The organism is Bacteroides xylanisolvens (assembly GCF_018289135.1).
GTDB classification, from domain to species: domain Bacteria; phylum Bacteroidota; class Bacteroidia; order Bacteroidales; family Bacteroidaceae; genus Bacteroides; species Bacteroides xylanisolvens.
Genome location: NZ_CP072216.1, coordinates 1,628,599 through 1,637,980, shown reverse-complemented (window position 1 = coordinate 1,637,980; position 9,382 = coordinate 1,628,599). Strand labels below are relative to the sequence as shown.

The following is a 9,382-nucleotide window of genomic DNA, read 5'->3' as shown; positions in this document are numbered from 1 at the left end:
TACGCACGGCACTTGTAGCTCGTTATGTTTAACTTATAATAAACACATGAAGAAACTATTCACGAAGGGGAGAATTGCCCTTCTCGTTATCTTTTCCGTATTGATTATTGACCAGATCATCAAGGTCTGGATTAAAACTCACATGTACTGGCATGAAAGTATACGTGTGACCGATTGGTTTTATATCTATTTCACCGAAAACAACGGGATGGCTTTCGGTATGGAAATCTTCGGCAAGTTATTCCTGACAACATTCCGCATTGTTGCGGTAGCATTGATAGGGTGGTATCTCTATAAAATCATAAAGAAAGGTTTTAAAACAGGTTATATCGTCTGTGTGGCTCTTATTCTGACCGGTGCTTTGGGAAACATCATAGATAGTGTGTTCTATGGAGTTATTTTCAATGAAAGCACTCATTCGCAGATTGCCAGTTTCATGCCCGAAGGTGGTGGATATTCTACCTGGTTTTACGGAAAAGTGGTGGATATGTTTTACTTTCCGATTATAGATACAAACTGGCCTACATGGATGCCGTTTGTGGGTGGAGAGCATTTTATATTCTTTAGTCCGATCTTTAATTTTGCGGATGCCGCTATCAGTTGCGGTATCATTGCCTTGTTACTCTTTTATAGTAAATATTTGAATGAGTCTTATCATTCACTGGATAAAGATAAAAAGGAAGCTACGGATCATGAAAAATAAATTTCGGTTTCATCTGTGTCTCATCTGCATGTTCGTGTTTGCGGTAGCCGGGTGTAAAGTGAAAAGACCCAGTGATGTAATCTCGGAATCGAAGATGGAGAATTTGCTGTATGATTATCATGTGGCAAAGTCTATGGGAGATAATTTGCCTTATAGTGAGAACTATAAGAAAGCATTGTATATCGACGCCGTTTTCAAGAAATACGGGACTACACAAGCTGCATTTGACTCATCCATGGTTTGGTATACCCGTAACACAGAGATTTTATCGAAAATTTATGATAAGGTGAAAAAACGCTTGAAAGACGAACAGGAACTTGTTGGCGACCTGATAGCCAAGCGTGATAAGAAACCGAAAATGACCAAGCAGGGTGATAGCATCGATGTCTGGCCGTGGCAGCGTATGGTACGTCTGACCGGTGAAATGATGGATAATCAATATGTATTTACTTTGCCGACCGACTCTAACTACAAAGACCGGGATACACTGGTATGGGAAGTGCGGTATCGTTTTCTGGAACCGATGCTTGCCGACTCTTTAAGAGGTGTCACTATGGCTATGCAGGTGATTTATGAAAAAGATACGATCAATCATTGGAAAACGGTGACTGAACCGGGTGTGCAACAAATTCGTTTGTTTGCAGACACATTAGGTTCGATGAAAGAAATAAAAGGTTTCATTTATTATCCGATGGATAGCCAGGAAAAAGGCGGGGCAGTATTGGCCGACCGCTTCATGATGACTCGTTATCATTGTACGGATACGCTCGCATTTGCCGTACGCGATTCTTTGAATAAGATAGAAGCATTGAAAGCGGATTCTTTGAAGAAGATAGCTACTAAAGAAAATGCCGACTCTTTACATAAGGTCATAGACAAGAATAAAGATGACATTCAGCGTCTGACACCGGAAGAGATGAACCGTCGTCGTACGGGAACTCATCGTGAGAAGAAGCCGGAGCAGATTCAGGTGGAACAGCATATCCAAAAGGAACGGATAGAGCAAAGAAAAGAACGCCAGATGAATCAACGCAGGAAGCAACAACAAAGACGTTCAAACAACTGATTGTAATGAAACGCTTTGCTTCTCATTATTTGCTGATACCTGCCGTCGGATATATGAAGCAGCAGGTAGTGGAGATCACTGACGAAGGAGTTGTCCGAGGTGTGTTCCCATTGACCGAAGAGATTGAGTCGGTTGAATGGATGCCGGGAGTGATTGTGCTGCTTTCTGAAAGTCAGATGGAAGAAATAAAAAACACTGGGATGATTTTAAAAAACATCCCAGTGTTTCAAATCAATCTTCCCAGTGTTTCGAATCAATCTTCCCAATGTTTTAATGAGTATCTGCAGGAAGCAGAAAAGAAGGGGGAAGCTTTATTTCCTTATTTGTTTTATCCTTTTGATTTTACTTCCATGCAGCCTGTCGACGGAACTCGGCACAGATTACTGCGGTAGCAATGGCTACATTCAGAGACTCGGATGTCTCTTGGCCTGCCGGGTAATTGGGGATATATAATTTTCGGTTGATTAATGTGGCTACCTCTTTCCCTATGCCATTCCCTTCATTTCCCATTACGATCAAGCCATTGGCCGACAATGGTTGTTCATACATGTTTTTTCCATCCAGGAACGTACCGAACACAGGAGTATCTCCGAGCGACCGGATAAAATCGGGGAGGGAAGTATAATGTACTTTCACCCGGGCAATTCCACCCATAGTGGCTTGTATGGTCTTAGGGTTATATACATCTACCGTATTCTGCGAGCAGATAATATGTTCGATGCCAAACCAGTCGGCCAAACGGATAATGGTACCCAGATTTCCGGGATCTTGTACATCGTCCAATGCAAGGCAAAGTGATGAACGAACTGCCTCCGGATCCAAAGTATATTGTGGTTGTTCGAAAATGGCAAGTACCTGTTGGGGAGTTTTCAATAAACTGGCCCGTGAAAGATCTTCCTGTGAAACTTCTACCAGTTCACTTGCGTCAATACCCGGATGCTCCTGAAACCAGGAGGGAGTGGCAGCTAAAAAACGACAGGGAAAATGTCCGAGTAAATCGCCTACCAATTTAGGACCTTCAGCCAGAAATACCCGCTCTTCTTTACGTATTTTCTTCAGTTCCAGCGAGTGGATAAACTTTATTTTGTTTTTACTTAATGATGCCATAGATTTGATATTCTTTTGCAAAGCTATAAAGATATTTCCAATCTATCCTTACTTTCCTCTCTTTTTCTTAAATTATTTTCCCCGTCAGAAAATATAATTTATCTTTGTAAGCGCATTTTTCATGCTATCGATGTAAAACCGTATGAGGAGAAATTTTCTTTATTTGCTTGCTTCTGCTGCTGTCTTGTCACTTGCTTCGTGTACTACCACTAAGTTTGTGCCGGATGGATCTTATTTGCTGGATGAAGTCAAAATTCGTACGGACCAAAAAAATATACGGCCTTCTTCCTTGCGCATGTATGTTCGCCAAAATCCTAATGCCAAGTGGTTCAGTCTGATAAAGACCCAACTTTATGTATACAATCTGTCGGGGCGTGATTCGACCAAATGGGGGAATAAGTTCTTGAGAAGAATAGGGGATGCTCCCGTAATATATAGCGAGGACGAAGCGCAACGTTCTGAAGAAGAAATCACTAAGGCTGTGCATAATATGGGATATATGGCGGCAACAGTGAAACGTTCGACCAAAGTAAAAAAGAAAAAGATCAAAGTATATTATGACGTAACGGCAGGCAAGCCATACGTTGTTCAATCTATCAAATATGATATTTATGATCCTAAAATAGCTGCGCTTCTCAAACAGGATTCTGCCAGAAGTTTGCTGAAGGAAGGAATGTATTTTGATGTGAATGTATTGGATGCGGACAGGCAACGTATCACGAATAAGTTACTTCGGAATGGTTACTATAAGTTTAATAAGGATTATATCGGATATACTGCCGATACCGTTCGTAATACTTATAATGTAGATCTGACTCAACATTTGCAGATGTATAAAGCTCATGCGAATGATTCTGCAAGAGCACATCGGCAATATTGGATCAATAAGATTAATTTTATTACGGATTATGATGTTTTGCAGTCCTCGGCAATGAGCAGTGTGGACATCAATGATTCGGTACATTATAAGGGATATCCGATTTACTATAAGGATAAACTCTATTTGCGTCCTAAAGTTCTTACGGATAACCTTCGGTTTGCTTCCGGTGATCTGTATAATGAGCGCGATGTGCAGCAGACCTATTCCAGTTTTGGACGTTTATCGGCATTGAAATATACGAATATCCGTTTTATTGAGACTCAAATAGGAGATTCAACGATGCTCGATTGCTATGTGATGCTGACCAAGAGCAAACATAAATCAGTGGCTTTCGAGGTAGAGGGAACTAATTCTGCCGGTGACTTGGGAGCGGCTGCTTCCGCCTCTTTTCAAAACAGGAACCTTTTTCGCGGATCGGAAACTTTTATGATAAAATTCCGTGGAGCGTATGAAGTCATTTCCGGACTTCAGGCAGGTTATTCGAATAATAACTATACAGAGTACGGGGTGGAAACGAGTATCAACTTCCCTAATTTTCTGTTCCCTTTCATTTCCTCTGATTTTAAACGGAAAATCAGGGCTACAACAGAGTTTGGTTTACAGTATAATTATCAGTTGCGACCGGAGTTCTTGCGTACGATGGCTTCTGCTAACTGGAGTTACAAGTGGACACAACGTCAGAAGATACAACACCGTATTGATTTGATAAATATTGCTTTCCTTTATTTGCCCCGTATCTCTGAAAGGTTTAAAGAAGACTATATAAATAAAGGACAGAACCATATATTCCAGTATAATTATCAGGATCGACTGATTATAAATATGGGATATAGCTATAATTATAATAGCGTGGGAGGATCGATTATCAATAATACGATTGCTTCTAATTCATACTCCATCCGTTTTAATTTCGAATCGGCGGGAAATGTAATGTATGCTCTGTCAAAGGCTGCAAACATTCGGAAGAACAGTAATGGTGAATACGCTATTCTGGGAATTCCTTATGCTCAATATCTGAAAGGGGAGTTTGATTTTGCTAAGAATATCAGAATCGATTATCGTAACTCTTTTGCGTTTCATGCTGGTGTGGGAATAGCTGTACCTTATGGAAATGCGAAGACTATTCCGTTTGAGAAACAATATTTCTCTGGTGGAGCCAATAGTGTCCGCGGATGGAGTGTTCGCGATTTGGGACCGGGCTCTTTTGCAGGAAATGGGAATTTGCTCGATCAATCCGGAGATATTAAACTGGATGCCAGTATTGAATACCGAAGCAAGTTATTCTGGAAGTTTCAGGGGGCGGTATTTATTGATGCTGGTAATATCTGGACCATCCGGAGTTATGCCAATCAACCGGGAGGGGTTTTCAAGTTTGATAGGTTTTATAAGCAAATAGCAGTGGCCTACGGATTAGGTCTCCGCCTGGATTTGGATTTCTTTATTTTGCGTTTTGACGGAGGTATGAAAGCTGTCAATCCTGCCTATGAAACGAGGAAAGAGCATTTCCCCATCATTCATCCTAAATTCAGTCGTGACTTTGCTTTCCATTTTGCTGTGGGATATCCTTTCTAATCAGCCATTTATTATTTACTCTTACTAATTCGAGCGTATCTTGCAGGGAACTTACGTATTCCATTTTTCCTCCGATGGGATGAATGACGAATGCATTTTTGATTTGGCAGACAACCGACGCTTCTTCTAAATTAGCATCTATCTCACTTGAAATAACAGAAACTTTTGCAGCGCCTCGTGTCTTAAGTTGCTCCAGATGGGTTTGCCCGACATTAGATGCTAAGAAACTAAGATAAGATTGAGAAGAAGGCGTGCTCCATTCTTTGGCGACCGTATAATTGAAATTATAAAAGGCTTCACAGAAATCGATGGCTGTCTGTTCTATTTGAGTTTGAGGAGTTTGTTGCTGACAAGATAGACAGGTGAAGATTAGAACAGAATAGATAAGTGTATATAGTTTATTCATAGTACAAAAGATTCTTGATAGAAGAAGATAAGATTGAAAAAGGAGATGAAACTCCTATATGATGTTTCATCTCCTTCGTATTTGTTTTTATTTTTAGCGGGCGGCAAACATAAAATTGCTCATTGTAGCCTGGCGTGCTGCCAGCATGCCTTGAGCATCCAGCGTTACATTCATCTTTTCGCCATTTGGCAAGAACAAATCAGCAGTGCCATCATTGTTCATTTTTACTAATTCAGCGCTTTCACCGTTTGCAACAACATTCCATGTGTTAGCTTCTTTGTTGTAGATCAAATCCATTGAAGCAGTTTCGCCTTCTTTAGTAATAGAATATCCATTCTCAAGAGTTTTCACCATGTAGTTGCCGTTCTCTCCTTTTACTTTCTTTACGTCACCTACATTAGCCATCGGGTTGGAACCACTCCAGAATTCGATAGAATTGATAACTAAAGCGTCAGCTAGGTAAGCTACGCCATAAACCGGAACAATGTTGAAAGCAAGGAATACGAGTTCGTTTACAAACTTGTTTCCAACTGATTGATTCCAAGAAGACAGGCGGTTGAATAAACTGAATGATCCTACACAAGAACTGAATAATAAGCTACCGCTAAGCACTACTGCGACTAAAGTCAGTTTCCCTCTTTTCATGTTAAAACATTTTTGATTAATAAAAAATATTGATAATTTCTCTCATACAAGTATGCAAATATAATATTTTTTAATTAATCAGGGGGATTATTTTTAATTTTTGTATGCTCTTGATTTTCGTCTTGACAATTCGTTTCCTATGATATGGTCTATTGAAAATTTACCCGGACCGGCAATATACATCAATATGAATACCACTAAATAAATGAAAGCTAGTTCTTTAACAGCAAATACGTCATTTGCGTGAACTACAAAGAAAGCTACTATCATCGTGAAAATCATCGGGATCATGGCTAAGCGATACAAGAAGCCTACAATAAATGCCATTGAACACACAAGTTCACCAAAAATAGCTAATCCGAGAGACAGGGGACTTCCTATTCCAAGCGGATCAGGAAATACAGTTGACAACTCTTGGAAACTACTCCATTTTTGGATACCGTGGTTCATTAATAATATGCCGAATATGATCCGGACAGCCAATAGCAACAAAGACACTTTTGTTGTATTCGATTTTGTGGGGAATAAGAAATCATAAATCATAAGTCGTTCTATTTTTAAGTTTATCTTTATTTATATAAACATAAAAAATATTGAAATTGTTCTTTGCTGATAGCACAACTTGTAGAATCTCTGCCAGTTCTTCGGTTATTCCTTGTTTATGAATAAATAAACTTTGTATCTTTGTGGAAAATTCTAAAGATATGGCGCAACATACTTATGACAATGAAGCTGTTCAGGAGTTATTGAACTGGGCAAAAAAGATGATCGAAACAAAGAATTATCCAACTGAAAGATATCAGGTCAATCAATGTACTACAATTATTGATGGTAAATCGTATTTGGAATCGTTGATTGCTATGATTTCCAAAAACTGGGAAAATCCGACTTTTTATCCTACTATTGAGCAATTATGGGAGTTCAGGGAAAAGTGGGAAAACAAAGAATCGTAGTAAATGGCCGTTCCATGTTGGGAGATAAGTTATTTCATCATATAGAAATGCACTCTTAATCATGTCGGATAAGAGTGCATCATCTATTTTTTGTATATCTGTCGGCTTGCTATTTATCTATTTATTAGAAAGGCAGCCATCTTTTTTTCTTTTTTGATGGCGTCTTTTCCTCTTCTCCGTTTTGGCCATAGACATCTGCAAATGTCTTTTTCTCTTTAATCATTGCATAAATGACTCCCCAATCCGGCAAACCGCCTAAGTTCCGGTCGTCAATGAACATGTCAGCTTTCAACTTTCGTGAAAATCCCTGATGGCCTTTTTGCTCTTCAGGATAATCCTTATTAACGGCATAAAATTCTAAACCTCTGGCTTTGCACCATTCGACAGCTTCGTCCAAAAGTGCCCCTTCACGCACACTCCATAGTATTAAACGATGCTTTTCTTGTTGCAATAACTTCAATGTGTCAACAGCGAATGGAATTTCTTCACCAATGCGTGGATAACGATGCTCTACAATCGTTCCGTCAAAATCAACAGCTATAATCATAGTTTTTAATTACCTAATTTTGAACAAAGATACGGACAGTAAGCCAAAAAAACGTATCTTTGTCTCAAATTAACATTTTAATAAATTAATAAATACATGAACAATTCCCCTCAGCGTGCTGCTAAAGGCTTTACGAGAGCATTTTGGGTCAGCAACACAGTCGAACTGTTTGAGCGTATGGCATATTATGCCGTTTTCATCGTTCTCACTATTTATCTATCTTCCATTTTAGGTTTTAATGATTTTGAAGCAAGTATGATTTCCGGGCTTTTTTCCGGCGGGTTATATCTGCTTCCTATTTTTTCCGGTGCTTATGCTGATAAGATCGGTTTCCGGAAGTCAATGATTATAGCATTTTCCTTATTATCCATTGGATATTTAGGATTGGGAGTATTTCCTACTTTGCTGGAAGCTGCCGGCCTGGTTAGTTACGGCGTCACTACTCAATTTAATGGTTTGCCCGATAGCTATACCCGGTGGATCATTGTGCCGGTCTTGTTTGTACTTATGGTGGGAGGATCATTTATTAAGTCCATCATTTCTGCATCTGTGGCCAAAGAAACAACGGAGGCAACGCGTGCGCGTGGTTATTCCATCTTTTATATGATGGTAAATGTAGGTGCTTTTACCGGTAAAACAATTATCGATCCTTTGCGTAATGTCATTGGTGAGCAGGCATATATCTATATTAATTATTTCTCCGGTGCGATGACAATTATTGCTTTGCTTGCTGTTATTCTCCTTTATAAATCAACGCACACGGCTGGTGAAGGAAAAAGTCTCCGTGAGATTGGGCAAGGATTTATGCGAATCATCACCAACTGGCGTTTATTGATTCTTATTCTGATTGTTACAGGGTTCTGGATGGTGCAACAGCAACTTTACGCCACTATGCCTAAATATGTGATCCGATTGGCCGGCGAGACGGCGAAACCGGGCTGGATTGCTAATGTGAATCCTTTTGTGGTGGTTTGTTGCGTTAGCTTTATCACACGTTTGATGGCAAAACGCAGTGCGATTACTTCGATGAATGTGGGAATGTTTTTGATTCCTTTTTCGGCGTTGCTGATGGCATATGGAAACTTGCTGGGAAATGATCTTATTACAGGCATGAGCAATATTACCCTGATGATGATTGCAGGTATAGTGGTACAAGCACTTGCCGAATGTTTTATTTCGCCGCGTTATCTGGAGTATTTCTCTTTGCAGGCTCCTAAAGGCGAAGAAGGAATGTATTTAGGATTCAGTCATTTACATTCCTTTCTTTCTTCCATCTTTGGTTTTGGTCTGGCGGGAATTTTGCTTACCAAATACTGTCCGGATCCTGCTTTGTTCGAGACACGGGCGGCATGGGAGGCAGCTAGCGCAAATGCCCATTATATATGGTATTACTTTGCTGCTATTGGTCTGATTGCCGCTGTAGCGCTACTATTATTTGCGAAAATCACCGAATCCATCGACAAAAAGAAGGAATCTTCTCGGTAATTCTATTCTTTTTTATGT

Annotated in this window: 11 protein-coding genes; 6 read left to right on the top strand and 5 right to left on the bottom strand. The window is 39.8% G+C overall.

Annotated elements, in window-relative coordinates; genetic code table 11:
• The first annotated feature begins 46 nt into the window (after nucleotides 1–46).
• The 3 genes from INE92_RS06880 to INE92_RS06870 are packed head-to-tail and all read left to right on the top strand — an operon-like array spanning nucleotide 47 to nucleotide 2,161.
• Nucleotides 47–703, top strand: coding sequence for a lipoprotein signal peptidase (locus tag INE92_RS06880; protein WP_004295884.1), 657 nt, complete (start codon nucleotides 47–49; stop codon nucleotides 701–703).
• Nucleotides 693–1,769, top strand: a complete 1,077-nt coding sequence (locus INE92_RS06875; protein ID WP_008640156.1) for a DUF4296 domain-containing protein — start codon at nucleotides 693–695, stop codon at nucleotides 1,767–1,769. The genes INE92_RS06880 and INE92_RS06875 overlap by 11 nt, the downstream gene beginning before the upstream one ends.
• A 5-nt stretch (nucleotides 1,770–1,774) precedes the next feature.
• Complete coding sequence (locus INE92_RS06870) at nucleotides 1,775–2,161, top strand: hypothetical protein (protein WP_004303301.1); 387 nt, start codon at nucleotides 1,775–1,777, stop codon at nucleotides 2,159–2,161.
• On the opposite strand, the gene INE92_RS06865 is transcribed toward INE92_RS06870, so the two are convergent.
• The gene (locus INE92_RS06865; RefSeq protein ID WP_008776990.1) at nucleotides 2,112–2,876 is read right to left on the bottom strand and encodes a TrmH family RNA methyltransferase; all 765 of its coding nucleotides are present in this window, start codon (nucleotides 2,874–2,876) and stop codon (nucleotides 2,112–2,114) included. The genes INE92_RS06870 and INE92_RS06865 overlap by 50 nt on opposite strands.
• A 142-nt stretch (nucleotides 2,877–3,018) precedes the next feature.
• On the opposite strand from INE92_RS06865, the gene tamL reads away from it, so the two are divergent.
• The gene (tamL, locus tag INE92_RS06860; protein ID WP_015531163.1) at nucleotides 3,019–5,328 is read left to right on the top strand and encodes a translocation and assembly module lipoprotein TamL; all 2,310 of its coding nucleotides are present in this window, start codon (nucleotides 3,019–3,021) and stop codon (nucleotides 5,326–5,328) included.
• Here the strand turns inward: tamL and INE92_RS06855 are convergent.
• The 3 genes from INE92_RS06855 to INE92_RS06845 all read right to left on the bottom strand — a co-directional run bounded on the left by INE92_RS06855 (nucleotide 5,282) and on the right by INE92_RS06845 (nucleotide 6,922).
• Complete coding sequence (locus INE92_RS06855) at nucleotides 5,282–5,734, bottom strand: hypothetical protein (RefSeq protein WP_074558551.1); 453 nt, start codon at nucleotides 5,732–5,734, stop codon at nucleotides 5,282–5,284. The two genes, tamL and INE92_RS06855, sit on opposite strands and share 47 nt — an antisense overlap.
• Before the next feature lie 93 nt (nucleotides 5,735–5,827).
• On the bottom strand, nucleotides 5,828–6,379 hold the full coding sequence (locus INE92_RS06850) for a DUF3332 domain-containing protein (protein ID WP_015531161.1): 552 nt from the start codon (nucleotides 6,377–6,379) through the stop codon (nucleotides 5,828–5,830).
• A gap of 93 nt (nucleotides 6,380–6,472) precedes the next feature.
• Complete coding sequence (locus INE92_RS06845; RefSeq protein WP_004316430.1) at nucleotides 6,473–6,922, bottom strand: DoxX family protein; 450 nt, start codon at nucleotides 6,920–6,922, stop codon at nucleotides 6,473–6,475.
• A gap of 161 nt (nucleotides 6,923–7,083) precedes the next feature.
• Between INE92_RS06845 and INE92_RS06840 the strand changes: the two genes are divergently transcribed.
• Nucleotides 7,084–7,332, top strand: a complete 249-nt coding sequence (locus tag INE92_RS06840) for a DUF6965 family protein (protein ID WP_015531160.1) — start codon at nucleotides 7,084–7,086, stop codon at nucleotides 7,330–7,332.
• Between the two features lie 124 nt (nucleotides 7,333–7,456).
• Here INE92_RS06840 and INE92_RS06835 read toward each other — a convergent pair whose 3' ends face one another.
• Complete coding sequence (locus tag INE92_RS06835) at nucleotides 7,457–7,879, bottom strand: BT0820 family HAD-type phosphatase (protein ID WP_004316432.1); 423 nt, start codon at nucleotides 7,877–7,879, stop codon at nucleotides 7,457–7,459.
• Between the two features lie 96 nt (nucleotides 7,880–7,975).
• Here INE92_RS06835 and INE92_RS06830 point away from each other — a divergent pair, with 96 nt between their 5' ends.
• Complete coding sequence (locus tag INE92_RS06830) at nucleotides 7,976–9,364, top strand: peptide MFS transporter (protein ID WP_134993564.1); 1,389 nt, start codon at nucleotides 7,976–7,978, stop codon at nucleotides 9,362–9,364.
• Nucleotides 9,365–9,382 lie beyond the last annotated feature (18 nt).